Annotated in this window: 20 protein-coding genes and 1 pseudogene; 6 read left to right on the top strand and 15 right to left on the bottom strand. The window is 51.5% G+C overall.

All coding sequences use genetic code 11. The features are described from left to right. Positions 1-103: 103 nt before the first annotated feature. The 4 genes and pseudogenes from HV477_RS24465 to arnB form a co-directional block, all read right to left on the bottom strand. Positions 104-640, bottom strand: a pseudogene (locus tag HV477_RS24465) (polysaccharide deacetylase family protein); the annotation flags it as partial. Further along, positions 637-2,619 carry a bifunctional UDP-4-amino-4-deoxy-L-arabinose formyltransferase/UDP-glucuronic acid oxidase ArnA gene (gene arnA / locus HV477_RS24460; RefSeq protein WP_079899013.1) on the bottom strand — a complete coding sequence of 661 codons (1,983 nt, stop codon included), beginning with the start codon at positions 2,617-2,619 and terminating at the stop codon, positions 637-639. The gene arnA and the pseudogene HV477_RS24465, both read right to left, overlap by 4 nt. Further along, positions 2,616-3,599, bottom strand: a complete 984-nt coding sequence (arnC, locus tag HV477_RS24455) for an undecaprenyl-phosphate 4-deoxy-4-formamido-L-arabinose transferase (RefSeq protein WP_052932182.1) — start codon at positions 3,597-3,599, stop codon at positions 2,616-2,618. Before arnC ends, arnA begins: the two co-directional genes overlap by 4 nt. A gap of 2 nt (positions 3,600-3,601) precedes the next feature. Continuing rightward, positions 3,602-4,741, bottom strand: a complete 1,140-nt coding sequence (gene arnB / locus HV477_RS24450) for a UDP-4-amino-4-deoxy-L-arabinose aminotransferase (RefSeq protein WP_052932181.1) — start codon at positions 4,739-4,741, stop codon at positions 3,602-3,604. A gap of 298 nt (positions 4,742-5,039) precedes the next feature. Here arnB and pmrG point away from each other — a divergent pair, with 298 nt between their 5' ends. Next, positions 5,040-5,645 (top strand): lipopolysaccharide core heptose(II)-phosphate phosphatase PmrG, encoded by a 606-nt coding sequence (pmrG, locus tag HV477_RS24445; RefSeq protein WP_000879258.1) that lies wholly within the window; start codon positions 5,040-5,042, stop codon positions 5,643-5,645. A 44-nt stretch (positions 5,646-5,689) separates the two neighbouring features. Here pmrG and nudI read toward each other — a convergent pair whose 3' ends face one another. Beyond that, positions 5,690-6,115, bottom strand: a complete 426-nt coding sequence (nudI, locus tag HV477_RS24440) for a nucleoside triphosphatase NudI (RefSeq protein WP_001249900.1) — start codon at positions 6,113-6,115, stop codon at positions 5,690-5,692. A 278-nt stretch (positions 6,116-6,393) separates the two neighbouring features. Between nudI and HV477_RS24435 the strand changes: the two genes are divergently transcribed. Further along, complete coding sequence (locus HV477_RS24435) at positions 6,394-6,936, top strand: YfaZ family protein (protein WP_001670658.1); 543 nt, start codon at positions 6,394-6,396, stop codon at positions 6,934-6,936. A gap of 114 nt (positions 6,937-7,050) precedes the next feature. Next, the gene (locus HV477_RS24430; protein ID WP_023226623.1) at positions 7,051-8,247 is read left to right on the top strand and encodes a nicotinamide mononucleotide deamidase-related protein YfaY; all 1,197 of its coding nucleotides are present in this window, start codon (positions 7,051-7,053) and stop codon (positions 8,245-8,247) included. A 109-nt stretch (positions 8,248-8,356) separates the two neighbouring features. Here the strand turns inward: HV477_RS24430 and sseL are convergent, their stop codons facing one another. The 4 genes from sseL to glpA form a co-directional block, all read right to left on the bottom strand. Next, entirely contained in the window at positions 8,357-9,379 is a 1,023-nt protein-coding gene (gene sseL / locus HV477_RS24425) for an SPI-2 type III secretion system effector deubiquitinase SseL (protein ID WP_001017732.1), read from the bottom strand. A gap of 425 nt (positions 9,380-9,804) precedes the next feature. Next, a complete protein-coding gene (gene glpC, locus HV477_RS24420; protein ID WP_079899015.1) occupies positions 9,805-10,995 on the bottom strand; it encodes an anaerobic glycerol-3-phosphate dehydrogenase subunit GlpC in 1,191 nt (396 codons plus the stop codon). Next, a complete protein-coding gene (gene glpB / locus HV477_RS24415; RefSeq protein WP_000667152.1) occupies positions 10,992-12,251 on the bottom strand; it encodes a glycerol-3-phosphate dehydrogenase subunit GlpB in 1,260 nt (419 codons plus the stop codon). The genes glpC and glpB overlap by 4 nt, the downstream gene beginning before the upstream one ends. Beyond that, complete coding sequence (gene glpA / locus HV477_RS24410) at positions 12,241-13,869, bottom strand: anaerobic glycerol-3-phosphate dehydrogenase subunit A (protein WP_000857218.1); 1,629 nt, start codon at positions 13,867-13,869, stop codon at positions 12,241-12,243. The genes glpB and glpA overlap by 11 nt, the downstream gene beginning before the upstream one ends. A gap of 272 nt (positions 13,870-14,141) precedes the next feature. Here glpA and glpT point away from each other — a divergent pair, with 272 nt between their 5' ends. Continuing rightward, the gene (glpT, locus tag HV477_RS24405) at positions 14,142-15,500 is read left to right on the top strand and encodes a glycerol-3-phosphate transporter (RefSeq protein ID WP_000948739.1); all 1,359 of its coding nucleotides are present in this window, start codon (positions 14,142-14,144) and stop codon (positions 15,498-15,500) included. A 4-nt stretch (positions 15,501-15,504) separates the two neighbouring features. Further along, positions 15,505-16,575 carry a glycerophosphodiester phosphodiesterase gene (gene glpQ, locus HV477_RS24400; RefSeq protein WP_000858952.1) on the top strand — a complete coding sequence of 357 codons (1,071 nt, stop codon included), beginning with the start codon at positions 15,505-15,507 and terminating at the stop codon, positions 16,573-16,575. A 114-nt stretch (positions 16,576-16,689) separates the two neighbouring features. Here glpQ and HV477_RS24395 read toward each other — a convergent pair whose 3' ends face one another. Further along, entirely contained in the window at positions 16,690-17,568 is an 879-nt protein-coding gene (locus tag HV477_RS24395) for a LysR family transcriptional regulator (protein WP_000176719.1), read from the bottom strand. 161 nt (positions 17,569-17,729) lie between these two features. Here HV477_RS24395 and HV477_RS24390 point away from each other — a divergent pair, with 161 nt between their 5' ends. Next, positions 17,730-18,920: an MFS transporter gene (locus HV477_RS24390; protein WP_000660247.1), complete on the top strand. Its 1,191-nt coding sequence runs from the start codon at positions 17,730-17,732 to the stop codon at positions 18,918-18,920. Between the two features lies 1 nt (position 18,921). On the opposite strand, the gene yfaE is transcribed toward HV477_RS24390, so the two are convergent. From yfaE to HV477_RS24365, 5 genes are all read right to left on the bottom strand, one after another. Then, positions 18,922-19,176, bottom strand: coding sequence for a ferredoxin-like diferric-tyrosyl radical cofactor maintenance protein YfaE (yfaE, locus tag HV477_RS24385; RefSeq protein ID WP_000533921.1), 255 nt, complete (start codon positions 19,174-19,176; stop codon positions 18,922-18,924). After that, positions 19,176-20,306 (bottom strand): class Ia ribonucleoside-diphosphate reductase subunit beta, encoded by a 1,131-nt coding sequence (gene nrdB, locus HV477_RS24380; RefSeq protein ID WP_000332026.1) that lies wholly within the window; start codon positions 20,304-20,306, stop codon positions 19,176-19,178. The genes yfaE and nrdB overlap by 1 nt, the downstream gene beginning before the upstream one ends. 112 nt (positions 20,307-20,418) lie before the next feature. Further along, positions 20,419-22,704 carry a class 1a ribonucleoside-diphosphate reductase subunit alpha gene (gene nrdA / locus HV477_RS24375; protein ID WP_001076494.1) on the bottom strand — a complete coding sequence of 762 codons (2,286 nt, stop codon included), beginning with the start codon at positions 22,702-22,704 and terminating at the stop codon, positions 20,419-20,421. A gap of 355 nt (positions 22,705-23,059) precedes the next feature. Continuing rightward, positions 23,060-23,788: a bifunctional 2-polyprenyl-6-hydroxyphenol methylase/3-demethylubiquinol 3-O-methyltransferase UbiG gene (ubiG, locus tag HV477_RS24370; protein WP_001091009.1), complete on the bottom strand. Its 729-nt coding sequence runs from the start codon at positions 23,786-23,788 to the stop codon at positions 23,060-23,062. 82 nt (positions 23,789-23,870) lie between these two features. Then, on the bottom strand, positions 23,871-24,755 hold the full coding sequence (locus tag HV477_RS24365) for a GntR family transcriptional regulator (protein WP_000944714.1): 885 nt from the start codon (positions 24,753-24,755) through the stop codon (positions 23,871-23,873). Positions 24,756-24,762: the final 7 nt, after the last annotated feature.

The raw sequence follows: 24,762 nt of genomic DNA, 5'->3' as shown, positions 1-24,762 counted from the left end.
GTGTATGCGCCGGTCGCTTATTCACGGGCTATGAACCCCTGGAGGTATCAGGCTGCATACACCTTGCCAAATCTAACCATGGATATTTTAAACAAATTTTAAGATACAAGGTGGTTCCACGGCAATCGCTGTTATACCTCAGGTTGAACGGCTCTTTCGCACGAACAACGCGCCCATCCGCTCGCCAGCCGGCCGCGGCTGAGCAGGTGACGGGTTTTCCGATAATGGCCTCAAGCGCCGTTATGCCGCGCGCGATATCTTCTTCAAGCTGGCGGATACTCCAGTGGCCGCTGTGAGTCTGCCACGCATGGTGATCCCAGGCATGTAGTCCCGTCTCATGGTATGTTGCCGTTTCACGAATAATCCCGGCATTAGCGTTGCCGATATTTTTTCCCGGCCAGGCGGTGCCGGCCAGCAGGATATCCCAACCGTAGAGCGAGGCGGCGTTTGAACGTAGCATTTTCCATAAAAATCGCGGTCTTATCAGACGCCAAAGATGACGTCCCATATTGTCCGGCCCGACGCTGAAGAAAAAGCTGGCCTGAACGCCGTGGCGATGCAATGTCGCCAGCAGCCGGGGAACACCTTCACGCGTTCCTCGCAAGGTATCAACATCAATGCGTAAACCGACTTTCGTCATGATGCGCGTTCCGCGACATCTACGCTGCGCAGAAAGAAGTCCAGCGTTTCTTCAACCGTATCACGCATCGCAATAGACGGCTCCCAGCCCAGACAGCGCCTGGCATTGTCGATACTGGGTTTCCGGTGTGCGACATCCTGATAACCCTTGCCGTAATAACTACGGCTTTCGACGACCTGGAAACCGGCAAACGGTGGGAAATGGCAGCGCAGCGGATGCTTATCAAAACTGTCGAGCAACAGCGTCGCCAGTTCCTGAATACTGGCTTCGTTGTCAGGATTGCCGATATTAATGATTTTGCCATCGCACCGATCGCCATTATTCACAATAATGCGGAATAATGCTTCGATCCCATCGCGAATATCGGTGAAACAGCGCTTCTGCTGACCACCGTCGATAAGCTTGATCGGCGTCCCTTCTACCAGGTTCAGAATCAACTGCGTTATCGCGCGTGAACTGCCGATACGCGCCGCGTTCAGGCTATCCAGCCGCGGCCCCATCCAGTTAAAGGGGCGGAAAAGCGTGAAGCGCAATCCCTCTTTTTCGCCATAAGCCCAAATCACCCGGTCGAGAAGCTGTTTGGAAACGGAGTAAATCCAGCGTGGCTTATTCACCGGCCCGACGATCAGATTCGATTTGTCCTCGTCAAAAGAGGCGTCCGTACACATGCCGTACACTTCAGAGGTAGACGGGAAAACCACGCGTTTACGGTATTTCACGCAATAACGGATAATCCGCAGGTTTTCTTCAAAATCAAGTTCAAAGACGCGCAGCGGGTTGCGGGTGTATTCAATCGGGGTTGCAATTGCTACCAGCGGCAGTACGACATCGCATTTTTTGACATGATATTCGATCCATTCTGAGTGGATGCTGATATCTCCCTCCACGAAATGAAATCGAGGGTGGAGCAGGAATCGGCTAATGGCGTTGCTGCCGATATCCATACCGTAGACCTCGTAATTCTCTTCATTCAGTAACCGTTCGGTCAAATGATTGCCGATAAAACCGTTGACGCCGAGGATGAGAACGCGAATGCGACGTTTACCGCTGGTCGCTGGTGGACGGTTCAAACGCGCGCCCGCCACCAGACCAAGCGTCTGTGCAAGCTGCGAGCCCTGTACAGTAATACCGTCTCCGGCCTGGCCGGTAATAATCTCCAGCGCGCCATCAGCGCAGGCGACCCGCAGCGGAGAGACCGAAATTACCGAGCCGGGAAGCGCGCCCTGCGCATCCGGACAAATTCGGGAAGACCAGATAGTGAATTTTTGCGAGCCGTTATAGCTGAACGCGCCGGGCCAGGGGGCGGCTACCGCCCGCACCAGGTTATGCACAGTGGAAACCGGTTTATGCCAGTCGATAAGGCCATCTTCCGGCCTGCGGCGACCATAATACGTAGCGTCAGACTCACGCTGGGGAACAGAAGGTATATCGCCGCATTTCATGGTGGGCAGGATGCTATTAAGCAACTGGCGCGCGGCCTGGCATAGCTTATGATGCAGGGTAAGCGCAACATCGTCCTGCGCAATAGCAACGCGTTGACTGGCGACAATCTCTCCGGCGTCGGCACGTTTGACCATACGATGCAGCGTTACGCCCGTTTCGCTTTCGCCGTTAACCAGAACCCAGTTTAGCGGCGCACGGCCACGATAGGCAGGCAATAGAGAACCGTGCAGATTGAACGCGCCAGCCGGGGCGAGGTGCAGAATTTCTTCGCTTAACAGGTTGCGGTAATAGAACGAAAAAATAATATCCGGCGCAAGCTCAGCGATGCGGTCGACCCAGATAGGATGATTTACGTTATCCGGCGCATAAACCGGAATCCCTAATCCTGCCGCCAGCCGGGAGACGGAGCCAAAAAAGGTGTTTTCCGCAGGATTATCGGCATGAGTGAAAATCGCGGCAATCTCATACCCGGCATCCAGTACGGCCTGCACGCCCTGACATCCCATATCGTGATAGGCAAAAATAACGGCTTTCATTGGTGACTTTCCTCAGTAAACGACGTGCTTTCCGGGTAGATAACTTGTTGAACAAAATAGCGGGGGCGGGCGCGGACATCGTTATAAATGCGACCAATGTATTCGCCCAGCAGCCCCATACCGATGAATTGCGCGCCGATGAAGGTAAACAGGACGGCAAAGAGCATAAATACGCCTTCCGCCGCCCACTGCGGCCCCAGCGCCAGGCGAAGTACAATAAGCAATACCGACAGGCTAAACCCGCCGATGGCGATAACGCTGCCCAGCAGGCTCAACAGGCGCAGAGGCGTCGTCGTCAGGCAGGTCACTAGGTCATACATCAGGTTAATGAGACGCATAAAACTGTATTTAGAGTCGCCAAATTCACGTTCAGCGTGATGCACCGGGATTTCGGTAGCCCGACGAGCGAAAATGTTGGCCAGAATAGGGATAAAGGTGCTGCGTTCATGGCAGCGCAACATGGTATCGATAATAGGGCGGCGATAGGCGCGTAACATGCAGCCGTAATCGCCCATCGCTTTGCCCGTTGTGCGCTGGATCAGTAGATTAATGATTTTTGACGCCGATTTGCGAAACAGGCTGTCCTGTCGGTTCTGGCGCACGGTGCCTACCACATCGAACCCTTCATCGGCTTTCGCCACCAGGCGCGGGATCTCTTCCGGCGGGTTTTGCAGATCGGCATCCAGCGTAATGATAAGATCGCCGCTTACATGGCTAAACCCCGCCATAATCGCTGCATGTTGACCGTAGTTACGGTTGAGTAAAATAGAGATGATATGGCTATCGGCCTCCTGGGACGCCTTAACCATCAGCTCCGCCGAGCTATCGCTGCTACCATCATCTATCAATAAAATCTCCCACGCTTTGCCCAGGCTCTCGCAGGCGATGGTGGTGCGTCTTATCAATTCCGGCAGGCTTTCCTGTTCGTTATAGACAGGAATAACCACCGAGACTTTTTTTATGGGGGCGGCGTCAAACATGCTTATTGTCCTGCTATCTGATGAAGGGCGGTAATGACCCGATCAAAGTCACTCTCGGTCATATCCGGGAAGAGCGGCAGTGAGCAGATCCGCTCGCTGTTCCACTCGGTGTCAGGCAGTGTGAGCGTTGGGAAACGTTCGCGATAATATTTTTGCGTATGCGCGGCGCGGAAATGCAGCCCTGTGCCGATGCCTTTCGCTTTCAGCGATGCCATCAGAGCATCCCGGGTAATACCGCAGCGGGCTTCATCGACCCGGATAATGAATAAATGCCAGGCGTGAATATGTTCCCACGACGGAAGGCTCAGAGGCTGAAAAGGCAGGTCTGCCATTGCCTGGTGGTACTGCGCTGCGATGGCGGCGCGGCGAGCGTTAAGCGCATCCAGTTTCTGTAACTGAGCAAGCGCGATAGCGGCGTTGAGGTCGGGCAAATTATATTTGTAGCCCGGCGCCAGGACTTCCGCTTGTGGCGCGCGTCCTCCGCTCTGTCGATCCCAGGCATCAACGCCAAGCCCGTGAAACTTGAGACTGCGCAGTTTATCGGCGAATTGCGGGTTATCCGTGACGACGATACCGCCTTCAGCGCAGGTAATGTTCTTAATGGCGTGGAAGGAGAAAATCGCGGTGCCCCGGGCGCCAATGTGGCGACCTTTGTAGCTGGTTCCTGTCGCGTGCGCCGCGTCTTCAATCACCGGGATGCCATAACGCTCGCCAAGAGCGTAAATAGCGTCCAGATCGGCGGGCGCGCCAGCGTAGTGGACGGGGATAATTGCTTTGGTTTGTGGCGTAATCGCGGCTTCGATATGTTCAGGCGTGACCATCAGCGTATCGCGATCGACATCGACCATGACGGGGGTCGCGCCGAGTAAAACGATCATATTTAGCGTAGAAACCCACGTCATTGACGGTGTAATGACCTCGTCGCCTTCACCAATGCCCAGCGCCATCAACGCGATGTGCATACCGGCAGTGGCTGAACTGACGGCAACGGCATATTGATTGCCTGTTAGCCGACAAAACGCCGCTTCCAGTTCCTGATTTTTCGGGCCGGTTGTTATCCAACCTGAGTCCAGTACGGTCTTAACGGCAGTAAGCTCTTCCGCGCCCATCGCCGGACGGGAGAAAGGCAAAAAGTCCGACATCATTTTTCCTTCAGCCATTGAAAGCCGCTTTTCAAATATTTCGGCAATAGAAAAGGGCTTATTTTTTAACGCATTTAGCTGAACCCTACTGGATGAAGATTAAATTAACATTAAGAAATTAAGGTGAAGTAAAAAGATAATTTTTAACGGAATTATGCTTTGCTTTCGCCGAAAGTTTAAGGCATTTTATGCATGCCCAAAAGCTGTTTTTATGTTTCTGGCCTGGTCTTCCGTTGCGGAATTTCATTTTAATCGTATTGCTATTAAGTTAGCTGCACTGTGTGCCTGAGAGGTTAATGTGCTGGCATTTACCCTACGCTTTATTAAAAACAAACGCTATCTCGCGACTCTGGCGGGGGCGTTGGTTATTATCGCCGGGTTGACCTCACAACATGCCTGGAGTGGTAACGGTCTACCGCAGATTAACGGTAAAGCGCTGGCGGCGCTGGCGAAGCAGCATCCGGTAGTCGTGTTATTCCGCCATGCCGAGCGGTGCGATCGTTCCGATAATACCTGCCTGTCAGACAGCACGGGGATTACGGTCAACGGTGCGCAAGATGCCAGAGCGCTGGGTAAAGCCTTCAGTGCCGATATACAAAATTACAATCTCTATTCCAGTAATACGGTGCGCACCATCCAGTCGGCAACCTGGTTTTCTGCGGGCAGGTCGCTTACGGTGGATAAAAAAATGATGGATTGCGGCAGCGGTATTTATGCTTCAATCAATACGTTACTGAAAAAGTCGCAGAATAAAAATATAGTCATTTTTACCCATAATCATTGTTTGACGTATATTGCAAAAAATAAGCGCGGCGTAAAGTTTGATCCGGACTATCTTAATGCGCTCGTTATGCATGCGGAAAACGGAAAACTCTTTTTAGATGGTGAATTTGTTCCCGGCTAGCCGCATGTTAAAAGCGTAAAGACAGCCTGAAGCGGCTGTCGTCATTATAATAACCCTTTCAATGCTAATGTGTGGCGTGTCGCTACATTCAAATCATACAGCGCCAGTTCTTCTGGCTTGACCCAGGCGTAGTCCTGAAATTCGTCGTTAATACATATATCGCGGTTAGCGGAAACACAGTCGAAGATGAGATAAATCATATAAATCTCTTCTTGTCTGCCATCAGCGTAGGTTTTAATGCGGATATCGTCGCGGAAGGTCCACGGCGTAATATCGCTCAGAATCAGTTGTTCGCCGAGTTCCTCCCGAATCTCCCGACGCAGCGCCTCTTCAATGCGTTCGCCCGGCTCGACCCCGCCGCCCGACAGCGCCCACTGACCGGGAAAGACGCCGCGGTTGTCGGCCATTTTGCACAGCAGATAACAGCCATCATTTTGAATTAATGGGCAAACTATAGTTCGTTGACGCATAAGTCGCTTCCTTAAACCACCAGGCCATCAGCTTAACAAATCATTCTGCGAAATTCTTTGTGAAAAATGGAAGCGATAACGCAGACTGCGTTTTTTGTTAATTTTGTTGATGCAGGCGTCGCCATGTGATGGCGCAATGATGCGTCATGGCGAAAGTAGTATTTCGTTACAATATGTTTTTGGAATGGTTTCTTAGTGCATTGATTCCTCAGCGTCTGGCAGTACAATTCTGCCGTTTTGGGGAGTTTTTCTTTATGTGCTTGCTGGAAAGGGTAAAAATGAAAAAAAGCATATTATTAGGTTTTGCCGGAATGCTGTTCGTTTCTGCATCGGCGCAGGCCATCAGTATTAGCGGCCAGGCGGGCGAGGATTACACCAACATTGGCGTGGGTTTTGGTACGGAATCGACGGGACTGGCGCTAAGCGGCAACTGGATGCACAACGATGATGATGGCGATGCTGCGGGCGTGGGTCTGGGGCTGAACATTCCGGTGGGACCGCTGCTGGCGACGGTCGGCGGTAAAGGTATTTATACCAATCCGAAAGACAGCGATGAAGGCTATGCGGCGGCTGTCGGCGGTGGGCTACAATGGAAAATCGGCAACAGCTTCCGTCTGTTCGGCGAGTATTATTATTCACCAGATTCGCTGTCCAGCGGTATCGACAGTTATGAAGAAGCGAATGCAGGCGCGCGTTTCACCATTATGCGCCCGCTGAGCATTGAAGCCGGTTATCGTTACCTGAACCTGGCGGGTAAAGACGGCAACCGCGATAATGCGATTGCTGACGGCCCTTATGTTGGCGTAAACGCCAGCTTTTGATGCTAACGGCGCGGCAATCGTCGCGCCATATTCCTCCTTTTCCCGTCATTCTTCTTTCCACGTCCTATTCCTCTTTGCGTTATAGTGTTTTCATCATAAGAGCAGGAGAACACAATGCTAAATGTGGAAATGCTATCCACCGGGGATGAGGTGTTGCACGGACAAATCGTTGACACCAATGCCGCCTGGCTGGCTGATTTTTTCTTTCATCAGGGCGTTCCGTTATCACGGCGAAATACGGTAGGCGATAACCTGGACAGTCTGGTCGCTATCTTGCGTGAACGCAGTCAACATGCTGATGTTTTGATTGTTAATGGCGGGTTAGGGCCGACCAGCGATGATTTAAGCGCGCTCGCCGCGGCAACGGCAAAAGGCGAAGGATTAGTACTGCACCAGGCGTGGCTGACCGAAATGGAACGTTACTTTCAGCAGCGCGGTCGCGTGATGGCGCCGAGCAACCGTAAACAGGCGGAACTGCCTGCCAGCGCGGAGTTTATTAATAATCCGGTCGGCACGGCCTGTGGATTTGCGCTACAGCTCAACCGCTGCCTGATGTTTTTCACCCCCGGCGTACCGTCGGAATTTAAGGTTATGGTGGAGAAGGAAATCTTACCGCGGTTACGCGCGCGTTTTTCGCTGCCGGAGCCGCCGCTTTGCCTGCGGTTAACGACTTTTGGACGTTCAGAAAGCGACCTCGCGCAGCGTCTCGATTCACTGCCGTTGCCGCCCGGCGTGACGATGGGGTATCGCTCATCAATGCCGATCATTGAACTGAAATTGACCGGCCCGGCGACGCAACGGGAGGCGATGCTGGCGTTATGGCCAGAGGTCAAACGGGTTGCCGGGCAGAGTCTGATTTTTGAAGGTACGGAAAATCTGCCGGCGCAAATAGCCCGCCGCCTGCAGGAAAGGCAGTTGAGTCTGACGTTGAGCGAGCAATACACCAGCGGCTTACTGGCGCTACAGCTTTCCCGCGCCGGGGCGCCTGTTCTTGCCAGCGAAGTCGTTCCTTCTCAGGAAGAGACGCTGGCGCAAACGGCGCACTGGACGACAGAACGACGCAGCAATCATTATGCCGGTCTGGCGCTGGCCGTGTCGGGGCTGGAAAACGAACATCTTAATTTCGCGCTGGCGACGCCGGATGGCACGTATGCCTTACGCGTGCGTTTTAGCGCCAATCGGTATAGTCTGGCAATACGTCAGGAGGTATGCGCGATGATGGCGCTAAATATGCTGCGCCGCTGGCTTAATGGCGAGGACATTATCAGCGAGCATGGCTGGATAGACGTGGTTGAATCATTGACGGCATAGAACTTTTAGTGGGAAGGCTTGGCCTTCCCATCCTTATATACTTATAAATTCTTCGCAGAGCATCATTTCAGGATAAGAGCCTAATGGGATAGGCTCTAAGTACTCACCATTACTGGAGACTGTATTCATATATTTGCCGCCGGGTTTGGGTGTTAAATAGTGCTTGTTCTTCTACTGAAAGCGTTAAGAATTTTTCCGCAAATTCTCGTAGTGTGGTAACAGGATCGTTTTGTCCGGCATTCGATAAGAGTTGAATTGTATGGTAACAAAATAGACCACAGCCGTTGGGTACATTGTTCTGTAAATTCATTTCAATAAAATTAACCTCATCGCTTTCTGATATGCCTGCAATTTTTGCTGCTTCTATAATCTCTTGCTTAGTATTTTCATTTAAATCATAATAAGTATTAAATATAAGGCATTTTATTTTTTCTGCAAGTTTATAAAATAAACAGAGAAGCCAGTGATCTCCTGTATTTACCAGGAAGACTTCATTGTGAGATAATCCTGATTGAGCAATCTTTTCAAGTAGCTGAGTGCTTAATATATTTTCTTTGGTGGTAGGATGAATCAGCCCAATAGGATAGTTTACCGAGAGAAGAGGTGATTCTTGAACCAGACCTTGCGTTGCAGCTGCTAGCTCATCTGACGACAACATTCGCGCACCACACCAAAGATTTTCAACTCCTACCTGTTCTTGATCTGTCTGAGCGAACTGGTCGCCCATAATTTTATGTGCTATTCCTATTTTTTTAGAAAGGTCGGTTGTCGCGGAACCTGCCATATAAAGTAATCTGGAAGGGGCATGTAGCTTTTTCCACTCAGTATTATCTTTTGTTATATCGTTATTGGCGATTTGATGTAATACAAGGCAAGCCTGATTGATTTTTTTGTCTATATCTGGTGATCCCGATCTTTTTCCGCTAAAGAGATCAAAAAGTAATTTCTCAACTTTATGTCCCAGGTCATCGTTGCGTAACGCAAGATTGCATAACAGATCAATACAATTCTGATTACCGTTCTCTACTTCGCCAATCAACAACGCAAGCGCCTCATCGCTCACATCTTCTGAATATAAACTGTGAAATTGCGGTGTGCTCAATCGGTAAAGTGAATTTACACATATATTCATTTTGCTCTGTTTCCTGGTAGGTGAAAGTAACGAATATGATGTCATGTATAATTATTTGTAAAAATATTATTGTTAGTGGGAGATATATTAAATCAGGCATAGACCTGATTTTATTATTATTCACATAACACTCAATTATTATTGGAGATATTCAGTTATCCCCCTCTTTAAAGGAGGCTGGTAACGCGGCGATACAAGAGATATTGCTCTATAAACAGTAACGTCGTTATCTGTCATGCCACCGTGGGTTAGCGGTCATGGTTAACCAAATAGGGCAGGTTATTGCAAAGAGACATCCGCGTTTATACCCAAAATAATCCGTAGCCAACACATAAGCAACTTGAAGTATGAAGGGTATATGTCTGATGGAAAATCGTCCCTGGTGAGTAGGGTAATAGCGCCGGAGGGGCTCCGGCGCTTTTTACTTAGCCCAGCGCTTTCGCCAGTAGCGTAATGGGGTGTTCGCAGCGTTTGCTTGTAGACATCTCAATTTGCCACTTACAGGTTTCACAATCGGTGACGACAATGTCGGCGCCGCTCTCTTCAATCTGGCGGAACAGTGGCGCGCCGATGGACTGTGATGTCGGATAGTTTTCCTTTTTAAATCCATACGTACCGGCAATGCCGCAGCACTGTGAATCAAGTACCGTCAATTCAAGCCCCGGAATTTGCCGCAACAGTTCAAGCGTGTAAAGCGTCCAGCCCATTTTTTCCATATGACACGGCGTATGGTAGACCACTTTCAGCGGCAAAGGATTAAGCGGCAGCGTTTTCCTGGCATCCAGTTTGCGCCATAGCCAGCGGGTGGCCAGCTCGATATGTTCGCGCAGCCCGGCGTTGTCCACGTCCAGCACTTCAGGATATTCATCGCGCAACGCAAACGTACAGGTGGATGACGTGGCGATGACCGGAATACCTTTGACGGCAATCGCCTCGCGTAGCGACTCCACATTGCTGATAGCCTGTTTGCGAGCTTTATCCGTAAAACCGTTAGCGATCAGCGGTACGCCGCAACACTTCTCTTTACTCAGTAACTGTACGCCAGTACCCATTGCGTTCAGCACCTTAATCAGATCTTTTCCGAGCTGCGGATGGTTGTAATTCACAAAACAGCCATGGAAAAAGGCGACCTGATCTTTGTATTTAGCCTGCTGCGCCGCCACGCTACGATACCAGCGGCGGAAGGTGCCGAAAGAGTATTTTGGTAAGGTGCGGCGATGATCGATTTTGAGCGCGTAATCAAGCAACTGGCGCACTGGCTTTAATGCGGTGGCGGTATTGACCACCGGCGCGAACGGCGTTGAAACGCTGCCCATCAGATCGGTATGGCTGAGAATAAAGTTACGCAATGACGGGCGCGTCGTATCGTATTTCGCGCGGGCGCGCTGGATGATATCGCCAATCTTCACGTCCGACGGACAGGCGACCTCACACCGTTTGCAGTTAATGCAATATTTCAGCGCCTCGTCATACAGGGCGCCGTCTTTCAGACGCAGGCGTTCGCCATCCGGTCCGGCCTGTTTAGGGCCAGGGTAGCCAGGATTAACGCGGCTGACCGGGCACGCGGTGGTGCACACCGTACATTTAATACAACTTTCAAAACGTGTGTCGCTCATTGCTGTTCTCCTGCACGCTCAGCGATATGGTGCGCGGCCTGGAGGGCGCTGACTGCGCAGACGCCGCCGCCGCATCCCTCAGCTATAGGATCGAATCCCGCCAGCACAGAACCTATTGCATACAGATTTTCTACCGTGTTGCCCGCAAGGGAGGGGCGGAAGGCGTCATCCGTCACGACGCCAAACTGCTGCCAGGGCTGTGGGTCGAAGAAATGTTGTTGATACCATTCGGCGCGGGTGGCCGTTTGCTGTACGTCGAGCCCTAAAATAGGTTCGCGGATCCCTTCGCGCTCGGCAACCAGACCGCTACTAAAGAAGCTACCGCTGGCAAGTACGGCAAAACGCGGGCGCAGTGGGATATCGGCATGGTTGCGGGTCCATATTTCGCTCACGGTACCGCGACGGCAGGTGACTTTCTTCACTTCATCGCCCGGCATCCAGATGCCGCCCTGACGGACAAACTGGCGCTGGAGCTGATTGTGCAGACGAATACCGAGCACCGATGGCGGCAGCGTCGGCAGCAGCGTGAGCGCGCAGGGCAGACGTTCGTTAAGCCAGCGCCACAGCGTATCGTTCGCCAGCCCGAAACAGGCGGGCATGATGATCATGTCGCAGTTTGTCGCTATTGGCGACAGCGCGTCGTACAGCAGCGGCCATTTTTCTTCGTTATCAAGCAGACGCGCAATATTGACCGCGCGAAATTCCGTCGGGTTATCACGCAGTACGTCCAGTTCCGGAAGGTCGATTTCTGCGGTTTCCACGTTGAGGTCGCGTTGGCGCAGCGACGCTGCCGCAAGGTGCGCCTGGAAATCCAGTAATCCGCTAACGCCGACGACGCAAATTCGCTGTGCGGATAACGGCCAGACCGGTACTTCCGGCGAGCTAAGCCAGGTTGAACGCAATGTGCCAAGCGGCGTGACACGCTGGTGCGCCTGCTGTACGTCGCCGTATAACTGCGCGCCGCTGGCGTTAAGTAGCGTTTGCGCCTGTTGCGCCAACGTAAGGACTTTTTGCGCGCCTAAACGTGAATAAGGATGTTCAGGCGCCTGGCGGCGCAGCGCATCAAGCCCGGCGGTAATGTCGGTCACCGGTTGGCCGTCGGGCAGGGCGCTGAGCAGATCCAGCGAGCCGGAGGAAAAATGCAGCGCGCTTTGTCCGCGGGTGACGATGGCGCAGCGTAATCCATGCTGCTGGAGCTGCAGTCCGCATAGCAAACCGGCGAGACCGCCGCCCATAATAACCGTATCAAATTTCATCCTGGTGCTCCTTCTCCAGACCGCATAATCCCTGATAAACCCAGCGCGTGAATTCGCTTTCGCGCAGCGCGTCTCCCCAGGCGACAGGTTGTACGCCTTTCCAGCGCTCATTCAGAAATTCAGAGAGTTGCGTAATAGATTGCGCCGCGGTCGTCACATTAAAACGCTGCAATAGCCCGGCCGCGCGGCAGGCGCACAGTTCGCCCTGGCAAGTGCCCATCCCTACGCGGGTGCGACGGCGCAGATCCAGCAGGCTATTCACGGTTAAGTTTTCGACGGCATACTGCACTTCCCCCGCCGTGACGGCCTCGCATTCACAGACCAGGCTACGGTGTTGGCGGCCTTCACTCAGCCACCCCGGCGTGCGATCGCCATGCCGATAAACCGCCGATCCGCGTAGCGGCGCGGGAAGCGAGATAATGCGTTTCAGCGTATGTTCCGTAGACTCTTTTGAACCAGGCAACGGCGTATCCGCCGTGATGCAGGGGCGAGTATTGCCCAACTTGCGGCACACGGCATCGGTCGCCCATTCCGCCATCAGGCGGTAAGTCATTAGCTTCCCGCCGGTAATGGTAATAAAGCCTTCAAGCCCGTCGCGTTCGGCGTGGTCGAACAACACAATACCGCGGCTGACGTTACGACCACTGGGATCGTCATCGCTGGCCACCAGCGGGCGGACGCCGGAATACGCGCGTAGAATACGCGTCTTCGCCATGACAGGGGCCAGTTTTTCCCCTTCACGCAGCAGGATATCGACTTCATCTGCGGTGACGCGGTTGCTGTCTATCTCATTGTAATCAATATGGGTAGAGGTGGTGCCGATCAGTGAAATCGTATCGCCAGGTACCAGAATGTCGGCATCCGATGGTTTCCGGCAGCGGTTAATGACATGCTGGTTGATCCGATGGTCCATGATCAACAGCGAGCCTTTCGCCGGGAACATGCGAATACTCAGGTCGGCGTATTCGGCGATCCGTTGCCCCCAGATACCTGCCGCATTGACCACCACCGGCGCGTGAAGCGTCTGGGTTTCGCCAGTGAGATGGTTGCGCACATGGACGCCGCAGACCGTTGCGCCTTCACGAATGAGCCCGGTCACTTCATGCGCCGTTAACACGATTGCGCCATGTTCTCTGGCATCCAGCATATTGGCGGCGGTAAGGCGGAAAGGGTCCACGGTGCCATCCGGCACTTTTACCGCACCGATGAGCGCAGGGTTAACGGAAGGTTCGATGATGCGAGCCTGCTGCGGATCGATGGCTTCAGCGCGAATGCCTGCCGCTTCACAGGCGCGAATAAAGGTGGCCTGAAACGCAAGATCATCTTCCGGCAACGTAATAAACAGACCATCCGTCGGTTCGACGCAATGGCGGGCGATCCGTTTTAAAATCTGGTTTTCACTAATGCACTCGCGCGCGGATTCCGCGTCGGTAACCGCATAACGAGCGCCGCTGTGCAGCAGCCCGTGGTTACGCCCGGTCGCGCCGGTCGCTATATCATGCCGCTCCACCAGAACGACACGTAAACCGCGCAGCGCGCAGTCGCGGGCGATCCCTGCGCCTGTTGCTCCACCGCCAATGATAATCACGTCACTTGCTTGCGAGTCGCGAGTTTTCATTGTTTTTCCTCACAGTTCGTTTTTTATCATTTAGCCATACAAATCATATGGAATGTTTGATTTCGCGCATAATCGCTCACTATTCGAAAATGAAACGTGATTTCGTGCGCCTTTCTGAACATTGGTCATAAAACTGTAACAATATGTGCTGTAATTCACATTAACGTGACGTATCTTTACTTAACATCGCGGCCACACTGGGAGCAGCGGGGTTGTTTGAACAAACTGCGGTGTTTACCTCTAAATAAAATACGGGCCACGGAGGCTACAATATGTTGAGTATTTTTAAACCAGCGCCGCATAAAGCGCGCTTGCCAGCGGCGGAGATTGATCCGACCTATCGCCGATTACGCTGGCAGATTTTCCTGGGGATATTCTTTGGCTATGCCGCGTATTATCTGGTGCGCAAGAACTTTGCCCTCGCGATGCCCTACCTGGTAGAACAGGGTTTTTCACGCGGCGATCTGGGCTTTGCGCTGTCCGGGATTTCCATCGCTTATGGTTTTTCGAAATTTATAATGGGTTCGGTGTCTGATCGTTCGAATCCGCGCGTTTTTCTGCCGGCAGGGTTGATTCTGGCCGCAGCAGTCATGTTGTTTATGGGCTTTGTGCCGTGGGCGACATCCAGCATCGCCGTGATGTTTGTGCTGTTGTTCCTTTGCGGCTGGTTCCAGGGGATGGGGTGGCCGCCGTGCGGACGTACGATGGTTCACTGGTGGTCGCAGAAAGAGCGCGGCGGCATTGTGTCGGTCTGGAACTGTGCGCATAACGTCGGCGGCGGGATCCCGCCACTGCTGTTCCTGCTGGGGATGGCGTGGTTTAACGACTGGAAAGCGGCGCTCTATATGCCAGCCTTTGGCGCGATTGTGGTGGCGCTGTTCGCTTTCGCAATGATGCGCGATACGCCGCAATCCTGCGGTCTGCCGCCTATCGAAGAGTATAAAAACGACTATCCGGACGACTACAACGAAAAAGCGGAAGAAGAGCTGACTGCGAAGCAGATCTTCATGCAGTACGTACTGCCGAACAAATTACTATGGTATATCGCTATCGCCAACGTGTTCGTCTACCTGCTGCGCTACGGTATCCTCGACTGGTCGCCGACCTACCTGAAAGAAGTGAAGCATTTCGCACTGGATAAATCCTCCTGGGCCTACTTCCTGTATGAATACGCGGGTATTCCGGGCACGCTGCTGTGTGGCTGGATGTCGGATAAAGTCTTCCGCGGCAACCGTGGCGCGACCGGCGTGTTCTTTATGACCCTGGTGACTATCGCGACCATCGTTTACTGGATGAACCCGGCAGGGAACCCGAACGTTGATATGGCTTGTATGATTATCATCGGCTTCCTGATCTACGGCCCGGTAATGTTGATCGGTCTGCACGCGCTGGAACTGGCGCCGAAAAAAGCGGCGGGTACTGCGGCGGGCTTTACCGGTCTGTTTGGTTACCTGGGCGGTTCTGTCGCTGCAAGCGCCATTGTGGGTTATACCGTTGACTTCTTCGGTTGGGATGGCGGCTTTATGGTGATGATTGGCGGCAGCATTCTGGCGGTAATCCTGCTGGTAGTCGTGATGATTGGTGAAAAACGCCATCATGATGAGCTGCAGTTAAAACGCAACGGAGGCTAATAACATGAAAACCACACTGAAAAACCTTAGCGTGGCGTTAATGTTGGCAGGAATGACCATCGGAAGCGGCGCTGTGGCGGCTGAAAAAGTCGTTATCGCCCACCGTGGCGCCAGCGGTTATCTGCCGGAGCATACGCTACCAGCGAAAGCGATGGCGTATGCGCAAGGGGCAGATTATCTGGAACAGGATTTAGTGATGACAAAGGACGACCATCTGGTCGTCCTCCATGACCACTACCTTGACCGGGTGACTGACGTCGCTGACCGTTTTCCGGACCGGGCGCGTAAAGATGGGCGCTATTACGCTATCGATTTTACGCTGGATGAAATTAAATCCCTGAAGTTTACCGAAGGGTTTGATATTGAAAACGGCAAAAAAGTACAAACTTATCCGGGCCGTTTCCCGATGGGAAAATCTGATTTCCGCATTCATACCTTTGAAGAGGAAATTGAATTCGTTCAGGGATTAAATCACTCTACCGGTAAAAATATCGGTATTTATCCGGAAATTAAAGCGCCGTGGTTCCATCATCAGGAAGGGAAAGATATTGCCGCGAAAACGCTGGAAGTGCTGAAGAAGTATGGTTACACCGGCAAGCAGGACAATGTCTATTTGCAGTGTTTTGATGTCGCTGAGCTGAAACGTATTAAGAATGAACTGGAACCCAAAATGGGGATGGATCTCAATCTGGTTCAACTTATTGCGTATACCGACTGGAATGAAACACAGCAGAAACAGCCGGACGGTCGTTGGGTAAATTACAACTACGACTGGATGTTTAAGCCGGGCGCTATGAAGCAGGTGGCGGAATATGCGGACGGTATTGGTCCGGATTACCATATGCTGGTTGCGGAAGGCTCAACGAAAGGGAATATCAAGCTGACTGGAATGGTGCAAGACGCGCATCAGAATAAGATGGTAGTGCATCCTTACACTGTGCGTGCCGATCAATTGCCGGACTATGCCACAGACGTCAATCAGTTGTACGACATCCTGTATAACAAGGCGGGCGTCGACGGGCTGTTCACTGACTTCCCGGATAAGGCGGTTATGTTCCTGCAAAAAAATGACTAAAGGTTTGCCATAGTCGAAGTGACGCGCCGGATGAGGGCATAAACGCCTCATCCGGCCTGGCGCAATGTTTGCCAGCGTAAGTCTGGTAAACGCAATGCCATAGGCGGGGTTGTTTTATAGCAACCCCTCATCGGTCAGTGTTTCCATACATTTTTGTAATAAAAATAACGGACTTCCTTCTACCGGCGGTTCTTTTGCTAACAGGGAAATTTGTCGATAAAAGGTGGGTTCCAGCGCCACGGAGCATAATTTTCCTGTCGTGGCTTTTAAGGTTAATTCTGGCAATAAGGCGATACCTAATCCCTGGCGAATAAAATTCAGCGCAGTATCGGGATGGTTAAATTCATATTTAAATATCGGCTCAATACCCTTTTCTTTAAACAACGCCATAATGCTTAATTCATAACGACCTTTACTGACAATAAGTGGTTCGTCCATCAGTTCTTCGACCGTTACTGTACTATTGGCCGCCAGGGGATGATTTTCAGGCACCACTACGGTGAATTTATCCCGGTAAATGGGGACGCAATACATACCGTTGACCGGAAAAGGAACGAAACCGGCATCAATACTTCCGTCCTGCAGCGAATCAATAATAGCCGTACTGTTCTCTTCATAAGGGATAATTTTTACATTTGGATGATGGCTTTCAAAATAGCGAATGACGCCGGGTAAAATGCAGGCGCAGGCGCTGGGAAAACAGCCAATCCGTAGCGTACGGGCCGGGTTCTTTTTTTCTTGTTCGGCAATCTCTTTTACCGCGTTGACGTCGCGCTGGATCGCGCGTAAGTGCCTGACGATGCGGCTACCGGCGGCGGTAAGCTCAATCTCTTTACGACGCTCACGAATCAATATGTCAACGCCGAGCTCCTCCTCAAGCGCGGAGATGGCCTGGCTGACGGCGGATTGCGTCATGTATAGCCGTTTGCTGGCTTCGGTAAATCCGCCGTACTCCAGTACGGCAAGCAGGGCGTGGATTTGGGTTAGCGTCATTAGTAAAACCTAATCAATATAATTAAAACGATTAATTTTTCTAATAGAGTGCACTTGTTTATACTGTGATTCTATCGAATACATCACATTTTGACGCACCTGATAGGTGTTCAGTTGAGCTGAGCGTTGCCTGCGTGCGCCATCTGAACGGGTCGTTAAGAATGAAAGAAAAATTATGGACGAAGGATTTTTGGGCAATCACCATAGTCAGTTTTATTATCTTTTTTGTTTTTTATGTACTGCTAACTTTATTACCCATTTATATCGCTGACCGCCTGCATGCTTCTGCAGATAAGGCCGGGCTGCTAGTGACATGTTTCCTGGCCGCGGCAATTGTTATTCGGCCGTTTGCCGGACAATGGGTGGGAAAATATTCGAATAAAAAGATTCTGGTGCTCTCTTCTCTGGCTTTTTTGGTGATTACCGCGCTGTATCCGGTTTGCCATTCTATCGAGTCGCTGCTCTTTATCCGCGTACTTCATGGGATTACGTTTGGTGTTATTACCACGGTAAAAGGAACTATTTCAGCGCGGTTAATTCCGGCCTCCCGACGTGGAGAGGGCATCAGCTTTTTCTCTTTAGCGATGGGCCTGGCGATGGTCGTAGGACCGTGGATCGGTTTGAATATGGCCCGCTGGAACGCGTTCACTGCCGCATTCTGGCTTTGTTCCGCTGTAGCGGCGTTAGGGATTGTACTTTCCCTGATTGTGACGGTCCCTCCGGTAATTCGTCATGCCGATGGTTCGAAACCGAATCTGGGTTTTGCCGCGATGTTTGACCGCGCCGCCTTGCCTTTTGCGCTGGTCACCTTTTTTATGACTTTCTCCTATGCCGGCGTGTCGGCTTTCCTGGCGCTGTATGCGCGTGAGCTGGATTTAATGGCGGCGGCCAGTAATTTCCTGCTGTGTTACGCGATTTTCCTGATGATATGCCGTACCTTCACCGGGAATATTTGTGATAAAAAAGGGCCGAAATATGTTGTTTTCCCATGCCTGTTGGCTTTTACCATCGGTCTGGTGGCGCTGGGCTACACCAATGGCAGCATCATGATGATTATTTCCGGCGGTCTCATCGGTATCGGCTACGGTTCGGTCACGCCGGTTTTCCAGACGCAAATTATCAGCTCGGTTGAACCGCATAAAATCGGCGTGGCGAATTCACTGTTCTTTAACGCGATGGACGCCGGAATGGCGATTGGCGCCTTTATCATGGGAATGATGGTTGAGTCGGTTGGCTATCGTATGATTTATGTCGCTGGCGCGGTGCTGGTGGTACTCGCTGGCGCACTGTATGCCGTGCAGATGAAAAAACGTGGCGTGATGCCTTTGGTTTCCACCAGCGAGTTGCACTGAGTTACATCTCGATTTCGATATCGCCTTTTGCCCTGCAGCAGCAGGGCAAAATCTCTCCCGGCTGGATAAACGCTAAAGGTTCCGTAATCCAGTCAACCTGACCGGCAACCAGCCGGGTACGACAGGAGCCGCAATATCCTTCGCGGCACTGATACTCCACCTCAACGTTATGCGATTCCAGCGCGGCCAGCAGAGAAGGGTGTTCATCCTGGCACAGCAGCTGTGTGCCAGTGATACGCAGCGTGACGCGTCCCATCAGAGCTGGAAATTACTCAGATCGTCGGTATCGACTTCCGAATCGATTTGTCCGACCAGATAAGAGCTAACTTCCACTTCCTGTGGCGCGACCTGAACGTTATCGGACACCAGCCAGGTATTGATCCACGGGATTGGGTTGGAGCGGGTCTGGAACGGCAGATCCAGCCCTACCGCCTGCATACGAATATTAGTAATATATTCAACGTATTGACACAGGATATCTTTATTCAGGCCGATCATCGAACCGTCGCGGAACAGATAGTCCGCCCACTCTTTTTCCTGCTGCGCCGCCTGCACGAACAGGTCATAACATTCCTGTTTACACTCTTCGGCGATTTCCGCCATCTCCGGGTCGTCCACGCCGCTACGCAACAGGTTCAGCATATGTTGCGTGCCGGTCAGATGCAGAGCTTCGTCACGGGCGATCAGACGGATAATTTTGGCGTTGCCTTCCATCAGTTCACGCTCGGCAAATGCGAAAGAGCAGGCGAAGCTGACGTAGAAGCGGATGGCTTCCAGCGCGTTCACGCTCATCAGGCACAGATACAGTTTTTTCTTCAGCTCACGCAGATTCACGACAACCGTTTTGCCATTAACGGTATGGGTGCCTTCACCGAGCAGGTGCCAGTAACTGGTCATCTCAATAAGTTCGTCGTAGTAGGCGGAGATACCTTCGGCGCGCTTCTGAATTTGCTCATTGGTCACGATATCGTCAAAAACGACAGCCGGATCGTTGACGATGTTACGAATAATGTGGGTGTAGGATCGTGAGTGAATCGTCTCAGAAAACGCCCAGGTCTCTACCCACGTCTCCAGCTCCGGGATGGAAATGAGCGGCAGCAGGGCGACGTTCGGGCTACGTCCCTGAATGGAATCCAGCAGCGTCTGGTATTTGAGGTTGCTGATGAAGATATGTTTTTCGTGCTCCGGCAACGCCTGATAATCGATACGATCGCGGGAGACGTCGACCTCTTCCGGACGCCAGAAGAAAGAGAGCTGTTTTTCGATCAGTTTTTCGAAGATGTCATATTTCTGCTGGTCATAGCGTGCAACGTTGACCGGCTGGCCAAAGAACATGGGTTCCTTGAGCTGATCGTTTTTCGTCTGTGAAAAAGTGGTGTATGCCATTGAAGTGAATCCTTTATGGGATGAGCGCCGGATGGCGGCGCAAGCGCCTTATCCGGCCTACAAACCGTACAATCGTAGGCCGGGTAAGCATAGCGCTACCCGGCACTATTCATCAGATCTTACAAGCGCCGCTTTCGCAGCCATCGTCCTGAATAGAAGGCGCCAAATCGTCCTGCGCATCTTCCGCGCCGTCGCGGGTATTTTGATAGTACAGAGTTTTCACGCCAAACTTATACGCAGTGAGCAAATCTTTCAGCAGTTGCTGCATCGGCACTTTTCCTGACGGGAAACGTGATGGATCGTAGTTGGTATTAGCGGAAATCGACTGGTCGATAAACTTCTGCATGATACCCACCAGTTGCAGATAACCGTCGTTGTTCGGCATCTCCCACAACAGTTCGTAAGCGTCTTTCAGATGCTCATAATCCGGCACGACCTGACGCAAAATACCGTCTTTCGAGGCCTTGATGCTGACGTAGCCGCGCGGCGGCTCAATGCCGTTGGTGGCGTTGGAGATCTGGGACGACGTTTCCGACGGCATTAGCGCCGATAGCGTGGAGTTACGCAGACCGTGGGTTTTGATCGACTCACGCAGCTGTTCCCAGTCGTAGTGCAGCGGTTCGTTGACGATCGCATCCAGATCTTTTTTGTAGGTGTCGATCGGCAAAATGCCTTTTGCATAGGTGGTTTCGTTGAACCATGGGCAGGCGCCTTGCTCTTTCGCCAGTTCGTTGGACGCTTTAAGCAGATAGTACTGAATGGCTTCAAAGGTTTTATGCGTCAGATTATTGGCGCTGCCGTCGGAATAACGCTTACCGTTTTTCGCCAGCCAGTAGGCGAAGTTAATCACGCCAATGCCCAGCGTACGACGGCCCATTGCGCCGCGTTTGGCAGCCGGAATCGGGTAATCCTGATAATCGAGCAGAGCATCCAAAGCGCGTACTGCCAGAATAGCCAGTTCTTCCAGCTCGTCCAGAGTTTTAATGGCGCCCAGGTTGAAGGCAGACAGCGTACACAACGCAATTTCGCCGTTTTCATCGTTGACATCGTTCAGCGGTTTGGTCGGCAGGGCAATCTCCAGACACAGGTTAGACTGGCGTACCGGGGCGACAACCGGATCGAACGGACTGTGAGTATTGCAGTGGTCAACGTTCTGGATATAGATACGACCGGTAGAGGCGCGTTCCTGCATCATCAGCGAGAACAGTTCGACCGCTTTCACACGCTGTTTGCGGATGCTGTCGTCGTTTTCATATTTCACGTACAGGCGTTCGAATTCGTCCTGGTCGGCGAAGAACGCATCGTATAGCCCGGGTACATCGGACGGACTGAACAGCGTAATGTCGCCGCCCTTCAGCAGGCGGGTATACATCAGTTTGTTGATCTGTACGCCGTAGTCCATGTGACGTACGCGGTTGCCTTCCACGCCGCGGTTGTTTTTCAGCACCAGCAGGCTTTCCACTTCCAGATGCCACATCGGGTAGAACAGTGTCGCCGCGCCGCCGCGCACGCCGCCCTGCGAGCAGGATTTCACCGCCGTCTGGAAGTGCTTGTAGAACGGAATACAGCCGGTGTGGAAGGCCTCGCCGCCACGAATCGGGCTGCCCAGCGCACGAATGCGGCCAGCGTTGATACCGATACCGGCGCGCTGAGAAACGTATTTCACAATCGCGCTGGAGGTGGCGTTGATGGAATCCAGACTGTCGCCACACTCGATCAGTACGCAGGAGCTGAACTGACGGGTCGGGGTACGCACGCCGGACATGATGGGCGTCGGCAGCGAGATTTTGAACGTAGAGACCGCATCGTAAAAACGTTTTACATAGTCAAGACGCGTTTCACGCGGGTAGTTCGAGAACAGGCAGGCCGCTACCAGAATGTAGAGGAACTGTGCGCTTTCATAGATTTCGCCGGTCACGCGGTTTTGCACCAGATATTTCCCTTCCAGCTGCTTAACGGCAGCGTAGGAGAAGGTCATATCGCGATCGTGAACGATAAACGAATCCATCTGCTTGAACTCTTCTTCCGTGTAGTCTTCCAGCAGATGATTGTCGTATTTGCCAAGCTCAACCATTTTTACCACATGGTGGTAAAGTGCGGGCGGCTCAAACTGGCCGAAGGCTTTCTTACGCAGGTGGAAAATCGCCAGACGCGCAGCCAGGTATTGATAATCCGGCGCATCGCGAGAGATCAGGTCTGCGGCGGCCTTAATGATAGTTTCATGGATATCGGAGGTCTTAATCCCATCATAAAACTGAATATGCGAGCGTAGCTCGACCTGAGAAACCGATACGTTATTCAGTCCTTCTGCCGCCCAATCAAGCACGCGATGAATTTTGTCGAGATTGATGCGCTCAGTACGGCCGTCACGCTTTGTCACCAGCAGACTCTGATTCATGTGGTTTTCTACCTGTTTACCTGTCCGTGAAAGAAAAATATCCCCCCGCTTATCCACAACGCCACGTTGTGACTAACTCTGTGGATAAATACTATATATAGGGGGTAATCGATAAGTGAAACGCTATATGGTGAGTATTCTAGTAGGGATTCTTTTGAGTACAAGAGTTGATTTTGGCGTTAAATTGCGGTTGCAAAAGCGTAAGAATCGCTAAATGCGCGTCTGATAAGGCCTGGAGAGGATGTCAACAATTCATAAAAAAAAATCAAAATTTGATCGAATGCTGATTTCTTCATCGAAGAGAAAGGTTGCGCCCGATGATCTAACGCAACCCTTATAGGAAAATTCTTTGATGTCAGGCTTTTTTAGCGCGGGTATGCAACATGTAGTTAACGTCTACTCCGGGACCGAGTTTGAAAGTATTAGTTATCGGGTTGTAGTGCAGCCCGGTGATATGTTGCTCTTTCAGGACGGTTTCATCTACCCAGCTTAACAGTTCAGCAGGCTTAATGAATTTCTTCACGTCGTGCGTGCCTTTTGGCACCATGCGCAGAATATACTCAGCGCCGACGACCGCCATCAGCCAGGATTTTCCATTGCGGTTCAACGTTGAGAAGAACACCTCGCCGCCGGGTTTAACCAGTTGGGCGCAGGCGTGGACGACCGATTGCGGATCGGGAACGTGCTCCAGCATTTCCATACAGGTGACGACGTCGTATTGCTGGGCGTGTTTTGCCGCATGTTCCTCAACCGTCTCCTGCACGTACTCTACCTCGATGCCGCTTTCCAGCGCATGCAGTTTGGCGACCTGCAAAGGCTCAAAGCCCATATCCAGCCCGGTAACGGTAGCGCCTTCGCGCGCCATGCTCTCCGCCAGAATACCGCCGCCACAGCCGACGTCGAGCACCTTTTTACCGAACAGGCCGCCTGAGCGCTCAGTAATGTAGCCAAGGCGTAGGGGGTTGATGCGATGCAATGGCTTGAATTCGCCCTCCAGATCCCACCAGCGCGACGCGACGGCTTCGAATTTGGCGATTTCATTATGGTCAACGTTGTGAGCTACCGACGGTTTTTCAGTGTTCATGAGTACATGAGATTCCGCTATTGATCTATCGGGGCAGTATAGCAGGTGCAAAGTCGCTGCGTTATATCTACTGCCGTCTTTATTACGCTTTCAGCGCAAGAAGTTTTCTTGCGCGTTCTGTAAAACCGCTACCGATGTGGTGCGTGATAAAATTACAGACGCCCTCGACGTTGTTGTTTTTTAACATATCCAAAATAGTGGCATGTCCACGGTTAGAGCTGGTGATATATTCAGCGGTAAAATCCAGTCTGTAGCGAATTGCCAATAAACGTGCAGAGATCAACAGGTGTGCTTGTGAAATGTATTTATTATCGGCATATTTCACAAAAACATAATGAAAATCATGATCCAGTTTGAGGTAAGCTTGCGTATCTCGCTCTGCATTAATTTTTGCTGACTTCGATAAAATATTGCTTAATTCGACTATGACATTGTTAGCATTTTTCTCCATCGCTTCACGAATTGCGCCCTGTTCAAGGATAACCCTCATTTTGATGAGATCATTGATATCCTCGTCGGTGACAGAAAAAACAAATGTCCCACTGCGGGGAATGATGTTGACTAAGTTTTCATTATAGCTCAGCCAAATAAAAGCTTCACGAATTGGTGTTTTACTTACCATCAGAATATTTGATAGTTCATTTTCACTGATCGCTTGCCCAAGATCGAAATCGCCATGGATAATCATCTCCCTTATTTTCTCTTTAATCACCTGGGTGATGGATTTGGGTATTTCAATTGATATGTGACTAAAGTCACGCTTTAATCTATTTTTCATTTTCTTCTCCTCCATGGTTAAACCCGGCTCCATTGTAATTAATTTATTCAAAATTAACGGATCTAATATATCAGATATAAGGAAATTTACATACTTTATTGTTGTTATTGTATATTTCATTAAGTTTGCTTGCTGATATATCAGATATGACACATTAGCTTTTGAATTGTATTGTTTTTTACGTAACATCGATTCC

The organism is Salmonella sp. SG203, assembly GCF_013350575.1.
Taxonomy (GTDB): Bacteria; Pseudomonadota; Gammaproteobacteria; order Enterobacterales; family Enterobacteriaceae; genus Salmonella; species Salmonella enterica.
Note: the sequence above shows the minus strand (reverse complement) of the source record. Positions and strands in the feature narration are given on the sequence as shown.